The organism is Mesorhizobium sp. WSM3864, assembly GCF_002294955.1.
Lineage (GTDB): Bacteria > Pseudomonadota > Alphaproteobacteria > Rhizobiales > Rhizobiaceae > Mesorhizobium.
Genome location: NZ_NSGD01000002.1, coordinates 184,702 through 205,763, shown reverse-complemented (window position 1 = coordinate 205,763; position 21,062 = coordinate 184,702). Strand labels below are relative to the sequence as shown.

Here is a 21,062-nt window from a genome sequence, read left to right as displayed (position 1 = left end):
CGAGTATTTCGCGGCCAGCGGCCGGCAATTTGCGGCCCGAGCCTCAGCCGCTTGGACGTATCGCCGTTGGATAAAGCCTGCGGTCGCTGGCAATCGGCGCCGAAACATGCTCGATCTTTGCAAGGTCGGCAGCGCGCTGATTGGGTAGCCGTCTCATCGCCGCATTTGTCGGCCACGACTGGCACGGTTTTGAGGGGAAACCGCCATGTTTTTCGGCCTGATCGCCATTGCCGCCGTCATCGCTCTATTCGTCATCATTTCACGCCAGCAAACGCGCATCGGACTGATCGAGCGCGAGCTTGGCGCGCTGCGCAGCCTGGTGCTTTCGGGTGTCCCGCAGCCCGCGCACAGGACTGGCGAGGCCGCGGGCGGAGCTGCTGGAAGCGAAGCTCCCGCAGCCGCCACGCCGCCGGCAGGTGAAGCAGCCCCGCAGGCCACAGCCGCCGCGACGCCCGACGAACCAAAAGCCGAAGCGCCAGCTCAAGCGGGCGAGGGGACTCCGTCCGAACCCGCCGGAGAGGGACAATTGACGCAACCTGCCGCGCCGGCCGAAGCGGCAGTACCTGCAAGGGCCGCCCGCGATGTCGAGACGGCGCTCGGCACGCGTTGGGCGGTCTGGGTCGGCGGCATTGCGCTGGCGCTGGGTGGCCTGTTCCTGATCCGCTACACGATCGAGGCCGGCATTTTCGGCCCCGGCGTGCGCCTCACCATGGCCGGCGTTCTCGGCCTTGTGCTGCTTGCCGGCGCCGAGTTCATCCGCCGCACCGGCTTCCGGGTGCCGGTGCAGGGGGCCGCCGGCGCCTACATCCCGGCGATTCTGACGGGCGCCGGCGCCTTTATCCTGTTCGGCACCGTCTATGCAGCCTATGGCATCTACGGCTTTATCGGCCCCGCGCTCGCCTTCACGCTGCTCGGCGTGATCGGCGTCGCCACCATTGCCGTCTCGCTGGTCCACGGCCTGGCGCTGGCCGGCATCGGCCTCGTCGGTGCCATGGTGACGCCGGCGCTCGTCGCCTCGGAGGCGCCGAACCCGTGGGCGCTGTTCGTCTACCTGGCGATCGTGCTTGCCGCCACGGCCGCTATCGCCCGCATCCGCGATTGGAAGGCGCTTGTCGCGGCAGCCTTCGCCGGCACCGGCATCTGGACCATCGTCTACATGACCAATGCACTGGAGGTGAATCTCTCGACGGTGCTGTTCATCAGCCTGGCCTCGCTTGCCGTGCTCGCCTTCGTCTGGCTAGCCGATTTCTTGACTGCTGGCCGCGACGACGCGGAGCCCGGCTTCGACTGGCCATCAATCGCGCCCGGCTTCTTCGTTGCGCTGACCGCGCTCGGGCTGTCGGTCGATCCGGTGTTTGCCAAGGCGGGTTATGCCTCGCACGGCGCGGTGCTGCTCGCCGCTCTGCTGGCAGTGGCGCTCTACCGGCCGCGCGCCTTGCCGCTCCTCTTCGCCGCCGGCCTGGCGACGGCGCTGATCTATCTTGGCATCATCCCGCCCGCCACCATCGGCGCCGATGCGCTGGATGTCGGCCTAGGCGCCGAGCCGCTGGCCGCATCCGACACGCTGACCTTCCGCCTCGGCATCGCGCTTGCCCTGGTCTTCGTCGCAGCCGGGTTCTGGGCCGCGCGCCGCTTTGCGGCTGCTGCGCCTATCCGCGCCGCGTCCTGGGCGGCATGGGGTGTCATTGTGCCGCTGGTCGTGCTCACCGCGCTCTGGCTCACCTTCGGCGACATCGACCGCGATTTTGGCTACGCGCTGCCAGCCCTGCTTCTGGTGGTCGTCTTTGCCGCCGGCGGCGAGTGGATCGCGCGCGCCGAGGAACCGCCGCTCCGCGGCGGCCCCGCCGTCTCCTTCGCGCTCGGCGGCGGCGGCGTCGCAGGCTTGTTGATGCTGCACATGGCCTTCGGCTCCGGCTGGACGACGGTGCTGCTCGGCGCCGCCGCCGTCGTGCCGGCGCTCGCGACGCGCTGGCGCAGCTTCCCGGTGCTGGGCTGGATCGCGGTCGGCGCGGCGGTCGCTGTGCTCGGCCGCGTCGCCTTCGATCGGACCATCGTGGGCGCGGCGGCACTGTCGACGACGCCGGTCTTCAATTGGCTCTTGCCGGGCTATGGCGTTCCGGCGCTCGCCTTCGGCTTCGCCGCCTGGCAACTCGCGCGCACCACCAACGGACGGCCGCGTCTTGCCATGGAAGCGGCCTCGGCGCTGTTCGGCCTGCTCACGATTGCGATGCTGGTGCGCCATGCCATGCATGGCGGCGTCATCGACACCGGCCCCGTCACCCTTGCCGAGCAGGCGATCTACACGCTGATCGCGCTCGGCGCCGGCGCCATACTGGTCGCCATCGACCTGCGCTCGCCGAGCCCGGTGCTGCGCTATGGCTCAATGGCCGCCGGCGTGCTCTCGGTCGCCTTCATCCTCATCCGGCATTTCGTGGTGCTGAACCCGCTGCTGACAGATGAATCGACCGGCGCCGTCCCGTTCTTCAACCTGTTGTTGCTCGCCTATCTGCTGCCGGCGGTCGCAGCAGGAGCATTGGCGCTTTATGTTCGCGAGAGGCGCCCGAGATGGTATGCCGCGATGCTGGCGCTGGTCGCTTCGCTGCTCGCCTTCGCCTACGCCACGCTGTCGGTCCGGCGCCTGTTCAAGGGCGAGTTCATCGGCCTGTGGAGCGGCCTCGGCCAGCTTGAGACCTATACCTATTCGGCGCTCTGGCTGGTCATCGGCGTGGCGCTGCTGACCGCCGGCGTCTGGCTGAGGTCGCAGGTGCTGCGCATTGCCTCGGCCGTGCTCATAGCGGTCGCCGTGCTGAAGGTCTTCCTCTTCGACATGTCGGAGCTGGAAGGCGTGCTGCGCGCACTCTCCTTCATCGGTCTGGGCGCCGTGCTGATCGGCATCGGACTTTTCTATCAGCGTCTGCTGACAAGGGCGGCGAGGTTAGGAGCCGAATAAAGGTCAGGCCAGATCGGTCTGCGAGAAGTCGTTGCCTTTGTAGAGCAGAGGTACGCGATAGGCTTTGGCGCATGCGTAGCTGAAGCAGTCGCCGAAATTCAGTTTGGCTGGGTGGCCCACATATCGACCATAATCTTGCGCGGCCCTTACAGCGAGTTCTCGGATCCGTGTGTCCAGCGGGACCTCAACGGCCTTGAGTTCGGCCAGGAAACCCAAGACGATCATTTTACATCGTTCGATCAGGGCGGGTGGTGTCGGAAGCTGGTCGTCGTTTTCCGCTACGGACTTCCTGCGAGCTATCCCAACAATCGCCTCGAATGCGGAACTCGGCGAGAAATAAAGCTTCTCGGCGGCTTCCATTTTCCTAAGAAGGCGGTTCGCATCCGGCTCTTCCGATATGATAGCGATGATAGCGGAAGCATCGAGGAACATCAGAGGTCATCCCATCCTTCGTCCATGAATTTCTTCATGTCGAAGTCCGGGTCGTCCGGACCGAGCGCCCTCGCTGCGTCCTGATACTTTCTAATGCGCTCGCTTAGTGGGAGGACGGCATGTGCCCGTTCGAGCTCACGCTTGAGCGCGATCCGCACGGCTTCAGTCTTCGTGGGCGCCTTGATCGCGGACTGCAGCTGACGAGCCAGCGCGTCAACCTCGTCATCGCGGATATACAAAGACATTGTCGAATTCCTCCGGCGTATATTCTAACATGAATATCCAAGATATTCAATGACGAATATACGATGGCCAGAACCGGTATTCAACCTTGGTTCCGCTTCCGCTCGAGCCGGGAATAAACCGGCATCCGCCGGCGTTATTCAGGTGCTTGGGTACCGGAGCGGGTGGTCCGCTTCGTGCTGGCTGCTTGCGCCGCGCCGGGAAGGCGCGTTCAATCGAATGGAAGACGACCACGAAACAAGCGGTCATGGACGACAAGAAGGCAGCGATCCTGAGCGAGATACCGCGTCTGCGCCGCTACGCGCGCTCGTTGCTGCGCGACCGCGATTCCGCCGACGATCTCGTCCAGGACTGCCTCGAGCGGGCGCTTGTGCGGCTCGACAACTGGCAAACTGGAGAAAGCCCCAGGAGGTGGCTGTTTACGATCATGCATCATCTGTTCATCGACCAGATGCGCAAGGTTAACCGGCGAGGCGAGGCGGCAATGTTGCCTCTGGAAGCCGGCGAAGCCCAGGCCGCGCCCGCCGATCAGGTCGAAAGCATAGCCTCGCGCGAGATCATGGATGCCCTGCAGGCGATCGGCCCCGATCGTCGCGCGGCACTGGTCATGGTCGCTATCGAAGGCTTTTCCTATGCCGAGGCCGCCAACATCCTGGGCGTTCCGGCCGGCACGCTGATGTCGCGCATCGCGCGCGGCCGCGAGGAACTGCGCGGCCTGCTGGACGACTCCTCGCGCCGCCGCTCGATAAGGATCGTCGAGCGATGACCCGGCGCGATTTCACCGAACGCGATATCCACATGGCCCTCGATGGCGAACTGCCGGGCGAGGAGCGCATGGCCTATGACGCCTGGCTCGAAGCCAATCCCGAAATGAAGGCGAAGAGTGCCCGTTACATAGCCGACGGTGCGACGCTCCGCGCCGCCCTGGCCGGCGTGATGGACGAACCGGTGCCGGCACGGCTACGGCACGCCGTGCTTGGCGAAGCGCCGGCGCGGACGCCTGCCTGGCGCTCGCGCTGGTGGCTTTCGGCGGCGGCGGCAGCCGTGCTGATGGTCGGCGGGTTCGGTGGCTATCTCGCCGGCATCGACGGCATTGGCCGCAGCGGTGAGAGCGACGACCAACTCGCGGAGCAGGCGATTTCCGCCCATCTCATCTACGCCGCCGAGAAGCGTCACGCGGTCGAGGTGCCGGCAAGCGACAAGGACCATCTGCAGACCTGGCTGTCCAACCGGGTAGGGCTGAAGCTGGTGGCGCCCGATCTCGCGGCCGAGGGCTTCGCACTCGTCGGCGGCCGGCTGTTGCCGGCGGGCGAGCGTGGCAAGGCCGCGATGTTGCTTTACGAGGACGCCAAGGGCGAGCGCATCTCGCTCTTCGTCACCGCCGAATCATCGCAGACCACCAAGGGAACCTATACGGCCGAGGCTGACGGTCCGGAAGCGGTGTATTGGCTGGACAAGGGCTATGGCTGCGCCGTCGTCGGCACATTGCCGCCGGAGCGTCTGTCGGAGGTCGCCAAGAGCGCCTATGGCCAGCTTCTGGCCGGTATTTCGAGCTGAGGAGGCGGCTGTTTTCAACGGCCTACGCTGTTTCGAATTAGTGGTTCAGTTCAAAGCCGTGGTGCTTTTCTGCCGCCGCGGAACCTGTCACAATTCGGCCCTAATCAAGGAGCGATAGCGCTTGATGAAGACCGGCGCTTCGGCCGGGGTGCTGCTTTTGACCGGGGCCGTTTCCTTTAATCCAATCGAGGTTCTCCCAAACCCCGCATGCCTGCCGAGATCCGCAAGGCCCGCGCGTCGGACGTCGATGATCTCGCCGCCATCGAGAAGGCTGTCTTCTCAAGCGATCGCCTGTCGCGCCGCTCCTTTCGCCAACTGATCGAGCGTGAGACCGCCGAGATGCTGGTGGCCGAGAATGACGGCCATGTCGCCGGCTACGCGGTGGTCTTGTTTCGCAAGGGCAGCGGTGTGGCCCGGCTCTATTCCATCGCCGTCGGTCCCTTCTTCGCCAATCTCGGCATCGGCCGCCAATTGCTGGCCGCGGCCGAAGAGGCGGCTTATGAACACGATCGCATGATGCTGCGGCTCGAGGTTCGCGAGGACAATCAGCGCGCCATCGGCATCTACGAGCAGGCAGGCTACCGAAAGATCGGCCGCGAGCCCGACTATTACGAGGACGGCGCCACCGCGCTGCGTTACGAAAAGACGCTGCGCGGCGATGTCCCGACCAGCACCGGGGTGCCGTTTTACCAGCAGACCTGCGAGTTCACCTGCGGTCCGTGCTGCCTGATGATGGCGATGGCCAACTTCGATTCCGGCTTCGTGCCCGATCCGATCATGGAAATACGCCTGTGGCGCGAGGCGACCACGGTATTCATGATGTCGGGGCCGGGCGGCTGCGAGCCTTTCGGCCTGGCCGTGGCCGGCTATGAAAGCGGGCTTGCCGCCGAGATCTTCGTATCCTTTCACGGCGCGCTGTTCCTGCAGTCGGTGCGCAGCGAGGACAAGCGCCGGGTGATGGAGCTCGCCCAGGTCGACTTCCGCCGGCGCGCGGAACTTTACGGCATCCCGGTGAATTACCGTCCTTTCGGCATCGACGACATCCGCGCCGCCCTTGCCGAGGGCAAGCTGGTGCTGGTGCTGATCAGCGGCTTCCTGATGTTCGGCAAGAAGGTGCCGCATTGGGTGCTGGCCATCGGCGACGACGGCGACCATATCCTCATCCACGATCCTTGGGTCGAAGACGAAAGGCAGGAAACCATCCTCGACGCCGCCAACATTCCCGTGCCCTATGGCATCTTCATGAACATGGCTCAGTTCGGCCGCGACGGGTTGCGCGCCGCCATCAACCTGGGAAAACGCTGACACAATGACCTGGGTCATCCTAACAGGCAGGCAGAACGATCTCGATCAGGTGGCGACGCCGCACAAGATCATCACCAACCGCGACTATCTCGCGCATCCGGCGCTGTTTCGCGGCCAGCGCCCTAAGGTGATCAACCTGTCGAACAACTACGGCTATCAGAGCCGCGGCTATTATGCCTCGCTGCTCGCCGGATCGCGCGGCCACAAAGTGATCCCGACCGTCGAGACCATGATCGATCTGTCGGAGCGCAAGCTCTATGAGCATGCGTTGCCGGAACTCGAGCTCGCGCTCAATAAATGCCGCAAGGATCTCGACGGAACCTTTCCGACGAAGGTCGCCGTCTTTTTCGGCATCGGGCCCTCGAAAGTTTGGGACCGGTTCACCAAGCTCTTGTTCGACTGGTTTCGCGCGCCGGCGCTCGAGGTCCACATCAAGGACAGCGCCGAATGGGCTTCGATCCGCAAGATCGGCTTCCTGCCGCTCGCGCGCATGAGCGAGGAGCAAGAAGGAGTCTTCCTGCAGTGCCTGGAGACCTACACCAACCGCGAGTGGCGCGACACCAAGGGGCGCACGCCGGCGCGCTACACGTTCGCGACGCTCGTCGATCCGCATGAGGAATTGCCGCCTTCGGAGATTTCGTCGCTGCGCTACTGGGCGAGGATCGCCGAGAAGATGGGCGTCGAGGTCGAGCCGATCACCAGGAAGGATTTGGCCAAGCTCGCCAATTACGACGCGCTGTTCATCCGCGAGACGACATCCATCTCCAACCACACCTACCGCTTCGCGCGCCGCGCCCAGCAGGAGGGCATGCCGGTGATCGACGACCCGCTGTCCATGATCCGCTGCACCAACAAGGTCTATCTCAACGAGCTGATGACCTACAACAAGGTGCCGGTGCCGCCGACGGTGATGATTGCCGGCACCTCCGATCTGGAGCTCGCCGCCCAGACGCTGGGCTTTCCGCTGGTGCTGAAAATCCCGGACTCATCCTTCTCGCGCGGGGTCAAGAAATGCGAGAACCTTGCCGATCTGACAAAGCTGGCGACCGAGTGGCTGGAGGATTCCGACCTCCTCATCGCGCAGAAATTCATCCCCACGGAATATGATTGGCGCGTCGGCGTGCTCGGCGGCCAACCGCTGTTTGCCGTGCATTACCTGATGGCCAAAAAACACTGGCAGATCGTCAACCACAAGGCCAACGGCAAGCCCGATCAGGGCGGCATCAAGACCTTCACGCTGAAGCAGACGCCGCCGCACGTGGTCGAGACGGCGGTCAAGGCGGCGCGCTGCATCGGCGACGGGCTCTACGGCGTCGACCTCAAGGAAACCAAGGACGGCGTCTTCGTCATCGAGGTCAACGATAACCCCAATCTCGACCATGGCTGGGAGGATTCCGGCGAGAAGGACGAGCTCTGGGTGCGGCTTACGCAATGGTTCCTGGAGCGGCTGGAGCGCACTGGTCGCTAAAGCATTTTGCATCCGGACGGGATCGGCTGGCGTCGCTGAATACGGCTAAGACAATCAACTGAATGGGGGCAAGATGCTGTTTTTGGTGATCGAGGATTTTCGCGGCTGCGACCGCAAGGAAATCTACCGGCGTTTCCGCGATCGGGGCCGGCTGAAACCGGACGCGCTTGTCGTTCACCATAGCTGGATCGCAGGCGACATGAGCCGCTGCTTCCTGCAGGTCGAAGCCGATGACGTCACGCTGCTGCAGCGTTGGGTCATCGAATGGGCCGATCTGGTGGAGTTCGAGATCGTTCCGGTAGCCACCAGCAAGGACATGGTCGCGGCCCTGGCCGGGCATCTCTGACTGCTAGGCACCGAGCGCCGGCGACCTGACCGCGCGCACGCATTCCTCGATCAGCCACTCGCGGAACGCCGCCACGACGTCGCGCCTTGCGCTGCGTTCGGGGATCGTCAGGCAATAGGGCTGGCGCAGCTCCAGGGATCGGGCCACGGGCCGCACCAGCCTGCCATTTTCGAGCGCCCGGGCGCAATAGATGCCTTGCGCCAGCGCGACGCCCAGTCCTGAAATGGCGAGGTCGAGTGCCGTCCGCGACGAGTTGGCGGAGAGGCCGAGTTTGACGGCCCGACCGGGCTCGATGCCTGCGGTCCCGAACCAGTTGCGCCAGGACGGAAAGGCGGCACCGGTCGGGCCCCAGTCGGTGTGGATCAACGGCAGGCCGGCGAGAGTTTCCGGCTTGACTGCACCGGCAAGGCTGGGCGCGCAGACGGGATAGACCGCATCCCGGGCGATCTCCTCGGTCGGGTGCTCGCGATAGTGCGGGCCGTAGGAAAGCCGGATGTCGACCATCTCATGGTCGAACGGCACAGGGTCGTCCTCGCCTCTCAGCGAAATATCCGCGGCGCCGTGGCTGGCGACAAAGCCGGCGAGGCGTTCGGAAAGCCAGCCCATCGCCATCGAAGGCGGCACCGAGATGACGAGCCTCGGCCGGAACGCATCGCCGCCTACATCCCGCGCGACGCTGCCGATTTCCTGGAAGGCCATGGTAAGCCTCGGCAACATCTCGACGCCGGCTTCGGTGAGCACGACGCGCCGGTTGACGCGGTGGAACAACCTGCGGCCCATCTGTTCTTCCACGGTGCGGATGAGCTGGCTGACCGCCGCCGCCGAAATCGACAGCTCTTCCGCCGCTGCGGCAAAGCTGCCGCTGCGCGCCGCCGCCTCGAAGGCTTGAAGTCCGCGCAGGGAGGGAAGTGCGACCATGGCGACCCGAAAAGATAAGCTGAGCTTATCTATCTTGCAGAATTCCTCGTTTTTCGAAAGCTTTCTTTCTGCAGTACGGTAGCCTCATGAGCGCCATCGACCACACCATCGACCACCGCGACGTCATCGCCTCGCTGACCAATGAGGAGCGCAGCCGGCTGACCGGCAAGTCCGATCTGCCGGGCATCATCCAATTCGCCGTTCATCTCGGCGCCATCGTCGCTCTCGGCGCGCTGATCGCGGCCAAGGTGCCATACTGGCCGGTTCTGATGCTGCCGCAGGGCATCCTGATCGTGTTCCTGTTCACGCTGCTGCATGAGACCGTGCACAGGACGGCCTTCGAGACGCAGTGGCTGAACGATGCCGTCGCGCGGCTCTGCAGCCTGGCGATCGCGCTGCCCGCCGACTGGTTCCGCTATTTCCATTTCGCCCATCATCGCTTCACTCAGGACCCGCAGAACGATCCGGAGCTGGCTTTCCCGAAGCCCGAGACCTTGCGACAGTACATCGTCCATGTGTCTGGCCTGCCGGTGTGGTGGGGTCATTTCAAGACGCTCTACAGAAATGCCAGCGGCCGCTGCCGGGACAGCTATGTGCCCCCGAAAGGCTTGCCGAAAGTCCAGGCCGAAGCGCGGGCGATGATCGCCTTCTACCTCGTCGTGCTGACGCTTGCGATCTGGCTCGAGGCGACCGTGATCCTCTACGTCTGGCTCGTACCGGCGCTGCTCGGGCAGCCCTTTCTCAGGCTTTATCTGCTGGCCGAGCATGGCCGCTGCCCCTTCGTCGCCAATATGCTGGAAAACACCAGGACGACGCTGACCAACTGGTTCGTGCGCAAGCTCGCCTGGAACATGCCCTACCATGCCGAGCACCACGCCTATCCGGGTGTGCCGTTCCATCAATTGCCGGCTTTTCATCGGCTGATCGCGCCGCATCTCAAAGTGGTAGAACCCGGCTATGTGAGCTTCCACGAGAAATACTTCGAGACGCTGCGCTGACCGGTGCCCGGCATCAACCGGATCGGCGAAGCTTTTCCTGCGAGCGCAGCAGGCGGCTCATCTCCGAGGCCCTGGCCGGCGCGCCGATCAGAAAACCTTGCGCCTCGCCGCAGCCGGCCTTGCGCAGCATGTCGAGCTGCGCTTCGGCCTCGACGCCTTCCGCGGTGACGGTGATGCCGAGCTCGGCACCGAGCCCGATGACCGTGCGCACGATCGCCGCCGTGTCGCGCTTGTCGAGATCGTGGATGAAGGAGCGATCGATCTTGATCTTGTCGACCGGGAAGCGCCGCAGATAACCGAGCGAAGAATAGCCGGTGCCGAAATCGTCGAGCGCGATGCGCACGCCAAGCCCGCGCAATTGGCCGAGCGTCCTCAGCACGCTGTCGCTCTCGTCCATCATCACCGTTTCGGTGATTTCGAGTTCCAGCCGGCTTGCTGGCAGGCCGGAAAAGGCGAGTGCCGCAATCACGCTGCGGGCGAAGCCGCCGCTCTTGATCTGGGCCGCCGAGACGTTGACCGCCATGCGCACGTCCTGCGGCCAGCCCGCCGCCACGCCGCAGGCCTTGCGCAGCGCCCAGTCGCCGAGTTGCACGATCAGCCCGGTTTCTTCGGCCGCGGCGATGAAGTCTTGCGGCGGCACCAGCCCGCGCGACGGCGAGCGCCAGCGCATCAGCGCTTCGGCGCCGACGATCTCGCCGGAGGCGATGTCGAGAATCGGCTGGAAATCCAGTTCGAACTCGCGTCTCGGAAGTGCAGCTTCGAGGTCGGCCTCGAGCGCCAGGCGCTCCCGCACCATGGCATCCATGCCCGGCTCGAAGAAACGGTAGATGTTGCGCCCCTCGCTCTTGCCCCGGTAGAGCGCCATGTCGGCATTGGTGAGCAGCGTATCCGCATCCTGCCCGTCGCTGGGATAAAGCGCGATGCCGAGGCTCACCCCGACATGCATTTCGCGGCCCTTGTCGCGATAAGGCTTGCCGATCACCTCGATAATGCGCTTGGCCAGCTTTTCGGCGTCGACCGCGTTTCTGATATTGGATTGAATGATGGCGAATTCGTCGCCGCCGAAACGCGCCACCACGTCCTTGTCGCTGCGCAGGCAGCGCTGCAGGCGCTCGGCCACCCTTTTCAGCAGCCAGTCGCCGGCCGGATGCCCGAACGTATCGTTGACGGCCTTGAAGCGGTCGAGGTCGAGCGAGAAGATCGCCACCGGCGCGGCCTTGGCCTCGCTCAATGCCTGGTCCAGGCGCTCGCGGAACATCGAGCGGTTGGGCAGGTTGGTCAGCGTGTCGTGATGCGCAAGATGCGTCATGCGCTCTTCGGCGCGGCGACGCTCGGTAACATCGTCGAAGGTCACGACCCAGCCGCCGCCGCTCATCGGCTGCCGAACCACCAGAAAAGTCCTGCCGTCGGCAAGATAGCGGTAAGCCGACTGCATTTTCCCTGCTCGCAGGCAGGCTTCGGTCCTGGTGACTTCGCTGTCGACGTCGATCTTGGTGTAGATGCCGAGTTCCAGCAGTCGTTTGAGCGCGTCGCGGTGTGTCGTTCCAAAAGGGAAATCTGTCGCGGCGACTTTGTAGAGGTCGAGAAAGCGCTGATTGCGCACGATCATCTTGCCGTCGGCGTCATACATCAGCAGGCCTTGCGACATGTTGGCCAAAGCGGCGTCGAAGCGGCGATGCTGCTCCTTCAGTTCCTCTTCGGCGCGCCGCTGCACGGTCACGTCCTCGTAGATCGACACCCAGCCGCCGGAGGCCAGCGGCCGATGCGAGATGACGATGATGCGCCCGTCCGCCAGCGTCTCCTCATAAGTCGAGGGCCTAGCGCCGTCGATATAGGGTTTGCGGACGGCGTAGAGCTGCTCGGCGGTTTGCGAGGCGATGCCGATTTCGACGCTGTGCTGCAAGATGTCGAAGAAGCGAATGCCGGGCTTCGTGACTTTGGCGTCGAGGCGGAAGAGGTCGATGTAGTTTCGGTTGCAGATGATCATGCGCTCGTCGGCGTCGAACATGCACAGGCCATGCGACATGTTCTCGACGGCGGCCGAAAAGCGTTCGTTTTGTGCGCGAAGCTCCTCCGCTATTCGTCGAACCGGGCCAATACCGGTTGCCTTCCGCCTGACTGCGGCCGAACCAGCCTTGACATGAGCAACGGGCATGAGCGCGCCTGCCGACGGTGACTGAACAGTTTACTGTCGTGGCCGCCGGTTAATTTAGCGTTCTTTTATTTGACGGAATTGGCAGCAAGAAAAGGCTGGCGTTTAGCTTCCAGCGCCGCGAATCGTTTCAGAAATGCCGCCTGCGCCCAGGTCACCGAGTGTGGAGTGAAGTCGAAATGGTCGGCGGAAAAGCTGCGCGGCCGGCCGAAATACTCCGTCGCCTCCGCGGTCGAGAAGCCGGCAAGCAGCGTCGCTTCGTAATAGGCGGCGATCTGGTCGGCGCGCTTGATGTCCTTGCGCAAGGTGGAACCGAGCTCGGCCGGCAGCGAGAAACGTTGATGGATGGCGCGCTGCAGCCTGAGCTCGCAGTCCTTGTAGGAGCCGCCCATCACCGATTTGAAGGGGGAGATCATGTCGCCGATGACATATTCGGGCGCGTCGTGCAGCAGCGCCGCGAGCCGCGCCTCGGCGGAGGCGGCCGGCACCAGCTCACCATAGAGTGCCTCGACCAGCAGCGAATGCTGAGCCACCGAAAAGGCGTGCTCGCCGCTGGTCTGGCCGTTCCAGCGGGCGACGCGGGCGAGGCCATGCGCGATGTCGGCGATCTCGATGTCGAGCGGCGAGGGGTCGAGCAGGTCGAGCCGCCGGCCGGACAGCATGCGCTGCCAGGCGCGCGGCGGCGCTCCCGCCCTGTCGGCCGCCATCAGGCCTCCTCCGCGCTGACGGTGTCTTGCGGGAAGGAAAATTTCGCCCAGCCCGGGATGGCGAGCGTCACCGGGACATCGCCGGCCATGATCGGGTCGCAGGCATCGAGCGCTGCCTTGACGCGGTCGATGCGGGCGATGGCGAGGCCGCGTCCGCCGCTTGCCGAACCCAGCGTGCCGACCGGCCGGCCGGCGACGGTGAGCTCGGTACCGGGCGCAGGCAGGGAACCCCCGGCTGTGGCGATCAGCACGCGGCGTCGCGCGGTGCCGCGATGCTGCATGCGCGAGACGACTTCCTGGCCGACATAGCAGCCTTTCTTGAAGCCGACGCCGCCGGACTGGTCGAGCAGAACGTCATGTGGGAAAGCGTCACCGAGCTGGTAGTCGCTGCCGCTTTCGGCGATGCCGTTGGCGATACGCAGGGCCTGCCATGCGCCGGCATCACCGTCGTCCTGTGTTGCGCGGTCATAGGTGCGCCTGACCTCCACCTCGCGGAAGCGGATGTCGGCGAGCGAAGTTGAGTCGGCAAGTGAGGCGGTTGAATCATCGCCCCATGCAACCGTGACAAGCGCCTGATCCTGCTTGGCAATCTCGGCCTTTGCCCTCAGCCGGTAAAGCATCAGCCGGCGCACGAAGTCATCGGCTATGTCGGTCCGGCATTCCAGCCGGAAGCCGTTCTCGCCGACGCGAGAGATGAGAAAATCGAACAGGATCTTGCCTTGCGGCGAAAGCAGCGCGCCAGGCTTTGCCTCGCCGGTGCCGAGCGCATCGAGATCGGTGGTGAGGATGTTTTGCAAAAAATGTTCGGCATCCGGGCCTGACACGGAAATGAGCGCGCGGTCTTTCAGCAGGGCAAAGGGCATGGGCGTGAAGTCGGCCTGATCTTGCAAAAATGATGGTCATTACGTAAGCCGGCCACACTCCCCCCGCAAGAGATTGGACCAGTCCATGGCAACCACCTTCGACCTCATCCTGACAGGCGGCACGGTAGTCAACCATGACGGTGAAGGCCGGCGCGATGTCGGCGTGAAGGCCGGGCGTATTGCCGCGATAGGCGATCTCGGCCAAGCGTCGGCCGGCGAGACGATCGATTGCACGGGCCTGCACATCCTGCCCGGCGTCGTCGACAGCCAGGTGCATTTTCGCGAGCCGGGACTGGAGCACAAGGAAGATCTGGAAACCGGGTCTCGCGCCGCGGTTCTGGGCGGCGTCACCGCGGTCTTCGAGATGCCCAACACCAATCCGCTGACCACCAGCGAGGCGGCCCTTGCCGACAAGGTGCGGCGCGCCACCGGCCGCATGCATTGCGACTTCGCTTTCTGGGTTGGCGGCACGCGCGACAATGCCGGCGATGTCGGCGAGCTCGAGCGGCTGCCAGGAGCTGCCGGCATAAAAGTCTTCATGGGCTCGTCCACCGGCGACCTGCTGGTCGAGGACGACGAAGGCGTCGCCTCCATCCTGCGCAACACCGGCCGCCGCGCCGCTTTCCACTCCGAGGACGAGTTCCGTCTGCGCGAGCGGCTCGGTCTGCGCGTCGAGGGCGATCCCTCGTCGCATCCTGTCTGGCGCGACGAGATCGCGGCGCTTCGCTGCACCGAACGCCTGGTGCGCATCGCGAGACAGACGCGCGCGCGCATCCATGTGCTGCACATCTCGACGGCCGAGGAGATCGTTTTCCTCGAGCAGCATAAGGACGTCGCTACATGCGAGGCGACGCCGCATCACCTGACGCTCTCGGCTGACGATTATGCGCGGCTCGGCACGCTGATCCAGATGAACCCGCCCGTGCGCGCGGCGCGCCACCGCGACGGCGTCTGGCACGGCATCGAGCAAGGGATCGTCGATGTGCTGGGGTCCGACCACGCGCCGCACACGCTGGCCGAGAAGGCCAAGCCTTATCCTGCCTCGCCTTCGGGCATGACGGGCGTGCAGACGCTGGTGCCGATCATGCTCGACCATGTCAACGCCGGCCGGCTCACTTTGCGGCGTTTCGTCGATCTCTCCAGTCACGGTCCGCAGCGCATCTTCGGCATGGCGAGAAAGGGCCGCATCGCCGCCGGCTACGACGCCGATTTCACCGTCGTAGACCTGAAGCGCCGCGAGACCATCACCAACGCGCAGGCTGGCTCCAAGGCGGGCTGGACGCCCTATGACGGCAAAGAGGTCACCGGCTGTCCGGTCGGCACCATCGTGCGCGGCAACCGGGTAATGTGGGACGGCGAGATCGTCACGCCCGGCCAGGGCAGGGCGGTGGAGTTTTCCGAGGCGCTGGCGGCTTAGGCCACGTTGGATTTCTTAAGCGCGCCCTGCATTAACAGTGCCTGCAGCTGCGGGAACTTGCCCTCGTCGATTTTCTTCTCGAAATGCCGACGGTGGGAGCCGATGCGATTCCGGCTCTGCGAGAGGAGGCAAACCGCATATGGCCGCAGACCAAAATTGGCAAGGGATGAGCTTCTGGCTCAATCCCCGGCGACGAAGAACAGCCACTGGCCGGCGGGCGTGATGCCGACGCGGTAGAAGATATAGGCGCCGAACTGCTTCATGTCGTCATAGTCGCTTGCGGTGACGAGCTTGAACAGCTCGACGCGCTGCCTGGGATCCAGCTTGTCGAGCGGCAGCGCGAAGAAATACGGCCAGACATAGAGCTCCTGCGGGGTGCCGGTGTCGACATGGACATAGCCGGCGCTGAGCACCTCTTCCAAAATGGCGAGAATCTCCTGGCCGTCGCCGTCGCCGGAGAGTCCCTTGAGGAAAGCGACCGGGTCGCCCTCGATGTCGCCGAGCGAAAGCTGCGTCATGGATTCGCCCGAGCCGATCAGCGGCCGAAGTTTCTCGATGTCGCCGCTCTTGCAGGCCTCGATGATCAGGCCGTGCATGCGTTTGACCGGCTCGGGAAGCTTGTCGAGGTCGTAGACGACGGGCGGCGGCGGCGAATCCGGGTCGGAGCGCGGGCTGGTGATGCCGCCGCTGCCGGTTGGCGCTTCCGGCGCGCTCTTGTCCGTCTCGTCGGCCGGCTGGCTGTTGTCGGAGGGTTTGGTGCCGGGCGCGGCCGGCATTGGCACGGTGGTCCCCGGAGCGGTCGTTTCGTCACTGGTGGGCGGAGTGACCGGCGAAGGCAAATCCTCGCGCTGGATCTCGCTTAGCGCATAGCAAGGCGTGCTGGCGAGGCAGATTGCCAATGGTCCGGCGCAGGAAGCAGTGATCCAGATGCTAAGAGCCAGCCCGCGCGGCCTGCCTGCCAACGAAAATCTCACCCCTTGCCTCTCCATGGTTCCGGGCTCGCTAGGGCAATTCCAGGAAACTGTGCAATGGTTTCCGTCCGGAATTGCGAAAAAGACTAATGGCTAGGCGGCGGGTATGATGCCCAAACGGCGCGTCGCCGTCAAAAGCAGCCAAAGCGGGCGGGCTAGTGCCTGAGCCGTTCCGGCTCGAAGGCGCCGGAGATCACCTTTTCGCGCATGCGGTCGAGCAGGGCCAGCGCTGAGGTCTCACCATTGGCGCGCAGCATCTCGCCGAAGGCGGTTTCCAGCGCAGCCTCGGCGATGATTTCGGGCTCGATGCCGGCCGACAATCCTTCCGCCCAGGCTTCACTGTGGCTCTCCACGGCGGTCAGGCGCTTTTCTTCCCTGACCAACGCGTCGATGTCGCTGACGCCATGTTCCATTGCGATGTCCACCTTTTCAAGCTCGGTCCGGCAAGGCACCGGGCTTGACTTGCCAGTTCATGCGCTGCTCGTACAAGTGCTTGTAAATACGACATTTCTGCAGTCGCAATCTACATATCGAGCAAGGCTGCGATCAATTCCGACCGAGCTTAGCCGATTAGACCAACTTGCGGCATTAAAACCTTCAGTTTGAGTTAATTCCGCATTTGTCCACTAACGTTTCATTAACATTGTTGCACAAGCGCAACAGATGATTGCACCAAGGCGCAGCCTGATACAATAAGGCCGGCCACATTGGAGCGATTTGTCGGTGGATAGTCGCGATCGATGCCGGTCCTCAATTCCCGTAACGGGAAGCGATATCGCGCGACAGCGTCTCGCCTTCCTTCATGTAGCGGGCAATGGCCTCGGTGGCCGAAGGCGTGCACTGCGTGTAGGTGCCGCTGAAGGAGCGGTAGCCGCGATTGAAGGAGGCGATGAAGCGGGCGCGCCGGTTGGGATCGGGATTTTCCGACTCAAGCAGCTTTTCCATCTCCAGCCGCCACTGGTCGCCTTTCTCGCCGCAGAGGTTGCGCAGGAAATGCAGCGAACCCAGCACCTCGGCAAGCCGCATTAGCCCGGGCTCGAACGGCGCCTCGGCCGGCGATGCCGGCTGCACCGTGACGGCCATGCTGATGGCGAGGCTTGCGGCGAGAAAGGGGGAGGCGCGGGTCATCAGGGCCTTGCGATGGAAGAGCAAGGCTTTGTGGCGAAACATTTTGTCGCCTGCAAGGCCATTCTGGGGTCACCGCTCGGCGGCTTGCACAGGGCCAAGCAACTCCTCGGCAACTTCAAACACATCGCCCGCCAGCGGCATCGCCGCCATTTCCGCCAGCGTGTAGAACGCCGCCGTCTCGGCGTCATCGCTCGCTGCCGGCTCGCCGCCGACATAGGCCGCGCCGAACACCGTCAGCAGATAGTCGACCGCGTGGTGCTCAGCGCGGCCGTCGATATGGATGTCGCGCAGCGGGCGGTAATCCGTCGCCTCGAGCCCGGTTTCCTCCTTGAGTTCGCGCGCCGCGGCTTGCGCCAGCGTCTCGCCCCGCTCGACCTTGCCGCCGGGATACGCGTAGAGCCCTTGCGAAGGCGGCCGCGCCCGCTTGACAAGCAGCACCGTCTTGCCGCGCACGACGGCGACGGAGACTGCCGGGATAATCTTGCGAACCTTGTTCATGCGTTGCGAATCGCGCCGGCTGCCGGCTTGGTTGTGGACCGGACAGCTTTAGCGGTTGCGGCGCGGCGGTTCCATCGCCACTTTCATGGCGATCCCGACCGAAGAGCCAATCCATGTGCGGACGCTTTGCCCTGACCGCCTCGCCGGACCAGACCGCCGCCATTCTTGGCCTGGCGGAGCTGGAGGCGTTTCCGGCCCGCTACAATATCGCTCCGACGCAGCCGGTGCTGATGGCGTTCGCCGGTCCGCCAAGAGCGCCAGGCTCCAACCTGCCAGACCGCCAGGCGATGCTGGTGCGCTGGGGCCTGATCCCGACTTGGGTCGAGGATACGAAGGAATTTCCGCTGCTCTTCAACGCGCGCTCGGAAGGCGTGCTGCAGAAGGCCTCGTTCAAGACCGCCATGCGCCATCGCCGGGCCCTTGTGCCGGCCTCCGGCTTTTATGAATGGCAGCAGTCGGGTAGCGCCAAGGGCCAGCCCTACTGGATCCGGCCGCGGCGGGGCGGGGTGATCGCCTTCGCCGGTCTGATCGAGACTTATGCCGAGCCGGGCGGTTCCGAGATGGACACCGGCGCGATCCTCACCACGCGGGCCAACGCCGGCACCGCCCATATCCACGACCGCGTGCCGGTGGTGATCGACGAACGCGATTTCGCCCGCTGGTTGGATTGCCGCACGCAGGAGCCGCGCGACGTGCTCGACCTCCTCAAGCCCGCCGAGCCCGATTTCTTCGAGGCGATTCCGGTTTCCGACCTCGTCAACAAGGTCGCCAACACCGGGCCGGAGATTCAGGAGAGGGGCATGGTCGGGCCTCACCCCGACAGGGTTAGGCGCCAGAAACCCGGCGCGGGCGAAAACCAGATGACCCTGTTTTAGCGAAGGCTGCTAGCGGAGGCCTTCCATCTCCAGGACGAGCATTGGCGTCGCCCTCATTGCCGGCACTCCGATCTTCGGAGACTGCGCCGGTCCTGCCGTTTCAGGCGGCGCGCGGCGAGATGATCTTCTGCGCCGGCTTCTTCTTCTTCGCGGTGTGAAGAAGGGCTGCGACGATGGCCGCAGGGCCGATCGCGCGGTAGTGGCTGGCGAGCGGCTGTTGCGCCGGTCGGCTTTGTTCTTGCTTACTTCGAGGCATTGTTCTCTTCCCTGGTAACGTTTTCGTGTCTGGGTTTGGTGGTCGATTCGGACCAAATCGTGACGTTTGGCGGTCTAGTCCGATAATGTTTCATCACTGTGCCGAGATGCTTAATAAAATGTTTCGGCCCGTTTTTACCTGTGATGGAACGACAGCTTTCCCGAGTTGAGCGACTTGACGGCAACACCTGCGGACGCGATAAAGCCGGGCATGAAAACGTCTTTCGCCATTTGTGGCATTTGCATTATTGGCTAGCCTCGCGCTGGTCCGGACGTTTTCGCCTTATCTTCCCCTAGATTGGACAAACGCCCCGGCCAGCAGGCTGGAGCCCGATTTGCGCCCGCGCGCGGGGAGGCTCCGTCCAACATAAGGGATCGGAAGAGCACGAATGTCTGACGCATCGAAGGGCCTCAGCCTTTACAACACGCTGACGCGGGCGAAGGAGCGTTTCGTTCCGATCGATCCGCAAAACGTGCGCATGTATGTTTGCGGCCCGACCGTCTACGACTTTGCCCATATCGGCAACGCGCGGCCGGCGATCGTCTTCGACGTGCTGTACCGTTTGCTGCGCCAACTCTATGGCGAAAAGCACGTCACGTATGTGCGCAACATCACGGATGTCGACGACAAGATAAATGCGCGCGCCCTGCGCGATTTCGGCACCGAGATCGAAGCCGGGAAGCTTTCGCTGAACGACGCGATCCGGCGCGTCACCGAAAAGACCGCCGACCAGTACCACAAGGATGTCGCGGCACTCGGCTGCCTGGAGCCGACCTACGAGCCGCGGGCGACCGAGTTCGTCGCGCCCCGCGCCGACGGCAAGGCCGACATGCTGTCGCTGATCGCGCAGCTGATCGAGCGCGGCCACGCCTATGTCGCCGGCGGCGAGGTGCTCTTCGACACCGCCTCGATGCCCGATTATGGCGAGCTTTCGAAGCGCAATCTCGACGAGCAGCAGGCCGGCGCCCGCATCGCGGTCGACGCCCACAAGAAGAACCCCGGCGATTTCGTTTTATGGAAACTCTCGACGCCGGAAGAGCCCGGCTGGGAAAGCCCGTGGGGCAGGGGCCGTCCGGGCTGGCACATCGAATGCTCGGCCATGTCGGCCGCCTATCTCGGCGAGATCTTCGACATCCATGGCGGCGGTCTCGACCTGATCTTCCCGCATCACGAGAACGAGATCGCCCAGTCGCGCTGCGCCCACGGCACCAAGGTCATGGCCAATGTCTGGATGCACAACGGCTTCCTTCAGGTCGAGGGCCAGAAAATGTCGAAGAGCCTCGGCAATTTCTATTCGATCCATGAGCTCTTGGAGACCGAGACTTTCGGCGGCAGGAAATGGCCGGGCGAGGTGCTGCGGCTGGCGATGCTGATGACGCATTACCGCGAGCCGATCGACTTTTCCGTGCGCAAGTTGGAAGAGGCGGAAAACACGCTGCGCAAATGGAAGCGTGCGGCCGATCTAGCGCCCGCGGCGGCGGGGGACCTGCCGGCAGACGTGCTGGAGGCGCTGTCCGACGACCTCGCCACCTACGCTGCCTTTCAGCGATTGACGCAGCTTGCCGGCGAAGCGGTGGAGTTCACTGGCGCCGGCGAGAACGCCGCCGCGGCTTCGCTGAAAGCGGCGCTTGCCTTTCTGGGTTTCGATGTCGGCGCGGCGAAGGTAGATGAGGAAGCGATCGCTGCGGCGATCGCCAGGCGCCTGAAGTTCATCGCCGAGAAGAATTGGGCTGAGGCCGACCGCATCCGCGACGAGCTTCTGGCGCAAGGCGTTCAGCTCAAGGACGGCAAGGATCCAGTCACCGGCCAGCGGGTGACGACCTGGGAGATCAAGCGGTGAGGGTGGCTGTTTACTTGACGGGAATGGAGAGGCTGGCGCCAGGCGCCCCCCTCTGTCCTGCCGGACATCTCCCCCTCACGGGGGGAGATCGGACGTCACCCCGGCTTTCGCTAAACTCCGACGTTGAAGATTGGGCGC

General features: G+C 64.2%; 21 protein-coding genes. 10 read left to right on the top strand and 11 right to left on the bottom strand.

All coding sequences use genetic code 11. The features are described 5' to 3' along the window. Nucleotides 1-205: 205 nt before the first annotated feature. Nucleotides 206-2,950, top strand: a complete 2,745-nt coding sequence (locus tag CK215_RS05300; RefSeq protein WP_095830326.1) for a DUF2339 domain-containing protein — start codon at nucleotides 206-208, stop codon at nucleotides 2,948-2,950. 3 nt (nucleotides 2,951-2,953) lie between these two features. Here CK215_RS05300 and CK215_RS05295 read toward each other — a convergent pair whose 3' ends face one another. Together CK215_RS05295 and CK215_RS05290 are read right to left on the bottom strand one after the other, a co-directional pair. After that, nucleotides 2,954-3,382 carry a type II toxin-antitoxin system VapC family toxin gene (locus CK215_RS05295; protein WP_095777850.1) on the bottom strand — a complete coding sequence of 143 codons (429 nt, stop codon included), beginning with the start codon at nucleotides 3,380-3,382 and terminating at the stop codon, nucleotides 2,954-2,956. After that, a complete protein-coding gene (locus CK215_RS05290) occupies nucleotides 3,382-3,627 on the bottom strand; it encodes a type II toxin-antitoxin system VapB family antitoxin (protein ID WP_095777849.1) in 246 nt (81 codons plus the stop codon). Before CK215_RS05290 ends, CK215_RS05295 begins: the two co-directional genes overlap by 1 nt. Nucleotides 3,628-3,872: 245 nt before the next feature. Between CK215_RS05290 and CK215_RS05285 the strand changes: the two genes are divergently transcribed. The 5 genes from CK215_RS05285 to CK215_RS05265 all read left to right on the top strand — a co-directional run bounded on the left by CK215_RS05285 (nucleotide 3,873) and on the right by CK215_RS05265 (nucleotide 8,301). Beyond that, nucleotides 3,873-4,391 (top strand): RNA polymerase sigma factor, encoded by a 519-nt coding sequence (locus tag CK215_RS05285; RefSeq protein ID WP_066998131.1) that lies wholly within the window; start codon nucleotides 3,873-3,875, stop codon nucleotides 4,389-4,391. Continuing rightward, the gene (locus CK215_RS05280; protein ID WP_095830325.1) at nucleotides 4,388-5,182 is read left to right on the top strand and encodes an anti-sigma factor; all 795 of its coding nucleotides are present in this window, start codon (nucleotides 4,388-4,390) and stop codon (nucleotides 5,180-5,182) included. The genes CK215_RS05285 and CK215_RS05280 overlap by 4 nt, the downstream gene beginning before the upstream one ends. Nucleotides 5,183-5,389: 207 nt before the next feature. Continuing rightward, the gene (locus tag CK215_RS05275) at nucleotides 5,390-6,487 is read left to right on the top strand and encodes a GNAT family N-acetyltransferase/peptidase C39 family protein (protein WP_066997429.1); all 1,098 of its coding nucleotides are present in this window, start codon (nucleotides 5,390-5,392) and stop codon (nucleotides 6,485-6,487) included. Nucleotides 6,488-6,491: 4 nt separating this feature from the next. After that, a complete protein-coding gene (locus CK215_RS05270) occupies nucleotides 6,492-7,955 on the top strand; it encodes a RimK family protein (RefSeq protein ID WP_066997426.1) in 1,464 nt (487 codons plus the stop codon). Between the two features lie 73 nt (nucleotides 7,956-8,028). Further along, a complete protein-coding gene (locus CK215_RS05265; protein WP_095830324.1) occupies nucleotides 8,029-8,301 on the top strand; it encodes a DUF3303 family protein in 273 nt (90 codons plus the stop codon). 3 nt (nucleotides 8,302-8,304) lie between these two features. On the opposite strand, the gene CK215_RS05260 is transcribed toward CK215_RS05265, so the two are convergent. Continuing rightward, nucleotides 8,305-9,219, bottom strand: a complete 915-nt coding sequence (locus tag CK215_RS05260; protein WP_095830323.1) for a LysR substrate-binding domain-containing protein — start codon at nucleotides 9,217-9,219, stop codon at nucleotides 8,305-8,307. A 107-nt stretch (nucleotides 9,220-9,326) separates the two neighbouring features. On the opposite strand from CK215_RS05260, the gene CK215_RS05255 reads away from it, so the two are divergent. Further along, nucleotides 9,327-10,217, top strand: coding sequence for a fatty acid desaturase family protein (locus CK215_RS05255; RefSeq protein WP_095830584.1), 891 nt, complete (start codon nucleotides 9,327-9,329; stop codon nucleotides 10,215-10,217). 13 nt (nucleotides 10,218-10,230) lie between these two features. On the opposite strand, the gene CK215_RS05250 is transcribed toward CK215_RS05255, so the two are convergent. The 3 genes from CK215_RS05250 to CK215_RS05240 all read right to left on the bottom strand — a co-directional run bounded on the left by CK215_RS05250 (nucleotide 10,231) and on the right by CK215_RS05240 (nucleotide 13,939). Further along, complete coding sequence (locus CK215_RS05250; protein ID WP_095830322.1) at nucleotides 10,231-12,372, bottom strand: EAL domain-containing protein; 2,142 nt, start codon at nucleotides 12,370-12,372, stop codon at nucleotides 10,231-10,233. A 65-nt stretch (nucleotides 12,373-12,437) separates the two neighbouring features. Further along, nucleotides 12,438-13,076 carry an HD family hydrolase gene (locus CK215_RS05245; protein WP_095830321.1) on the bottom strand — a complete coding sequence of 213 codons (639 nt, stop codon included), beginning with the start codon at nucleotides 13,074-13,076 and terminating at the stop codon, nucleotides 12,438-12,440. Beyond that, entirely contained in the window at nucleotides 13,076-13,939 is an 864-nt protein-coding gene (locus CK215_RS05240) for a folate-binding protein YgfZ (RefSeq protein WP_095830320.1), read from the bottom strand. Before CK215_RS05240 ends, CK215_RS05245 begins: the two co-directional genes overlap by 1 nt. An 85-nt stretch (nucleotides 13,940-14,024) precedes the next feature. Here CK215_RS05240 and CK215_RS05235 point away from each other — a divergent pair, with 85 nt between their 5' ends. Continuing rightward, nucleotides 14,025-15,356 carry a dihydroorotase gene (locus tag CK215_RS05235; protein WP_095830319.1) on the top strand — a complete coding sequence of 444 codons (1,332 nt, stop codon included), beginning with the start codon at nucleotides 14,025-14,027 and terminating at the stop codon, nucleotides 15,354-15,356. Between the two features lie 179 nt (nucleotides 15,357-15,535). Here CK215_RS05235 and CK215_RS05230 read toward each other — a convergent pair whose 3' ends face one another. The 4 genes from CK215_RS05230 to CK215_RS05215 all read right to left on the bottom strand — a co-directional run bounded on the left by CK215_RS05230 (nucleotide 15,536) and on the right by CK215_RS05215 (nucleotide 17,953). Beyond that, complete coding sequence (locus CK215_RS05230) at nucleotides 15,536-16,330, bottom strand: hypothetical protein (protein ID WP_066997404.1); 795 nt, start codon at nucleotides 16,328-16,330, stop codon at nucleotides 15,536-15,538. A 152-nt stretch (nucleotides 16,331-16,482) separates the two neighbouring features. Then, nucleotides 16,483-16,740, bottom strand: coding sequence for a hypothetical protein (locus CK215_RS05225; RefSeq protein ID WP_066997401.1), 258 nt, complete (start codon nucleotides 16,738-16,740; stop codon nucleotides 16,483-16,485). Nucleotides 16,741-17,077: 337 nt separating this feature from the next. Continuing rightward, nucleotides 17,078-17,455 (bottom strand): TIGR02301 family protein, encoded by a 378-nt coding sequence (locus CK215_RS05220; protein ID WP_066998125.1) that lies wholly within the window; start codon nucleotides 17,453-17,455, stop codon nucleotides 17,078-17,080. Nucleotides 17,456-17,524: 69 nt separating this feature from the next. Next, nucleotides 17,525-17,953, bottom strand: a complete 429-nt coding sequence (locus CK215_RS05215) for an NUDIX hydrolase (RefSeq protein WP_095830318.1) — start codon at nucleotides 17,951-17,953, stop codon at nucleotides 17,525-17,527. Between the two features lie 113 nt (nucleotides 17,954-18,066). Between CK215_RS05215 and CK215_RS05210 the strand changes: the two genes are divergently transcribed. Then, the gene (locus tag CK215_RS05210) at nucleotides 18,067-18,828 is read left to right on the top strand and encodes an SOS response-associated peptidase (RefSeq protein ID WP_095830317.1); all 762 of its coding nucleotides are present in this window, start codon (nucleotides 18,067-18,069) and stop codon (nucleotides 18,826-18,828) included. A gap of 100 nt (nucleotides 18,829-18,928) precedes the next feature. Here the strand turns inward: CK215_RS05210 and CK215_RS05205 are convergent, their stop codons facing one another. Then, nucleotides 18,929-19,084, bottom strand: a complete 156-nt coding sequence (locus CK215_RS05205; protein WP_082953737.1) for a hypothetical protein — start codon at nucleotides 19,082-19,084, stop codon at nucleotides 18,929-18,931. A 388-nt stretch (nucleotides 19,085-19,472) separates the two neighbouring features. Here CK215_RS05205 and cysS point away from each other — a divergent pair, with 388 nt between their 5' ends. Then, nucleotides 19,473-20,924, top strand: a complete 1,452-nt coding sequence (cysS, locus tag CK215_RS05200) for a cysteine--tRNA ligase (RefSeq protein WP_095830316.1) — start codon at nucleotides 19,473-19,475, stop codon at nucleotides 20,922-20,924. The last annotated feature ends 138 nt before the right edge of the window (nucleotides 20,925-21,062 follow it).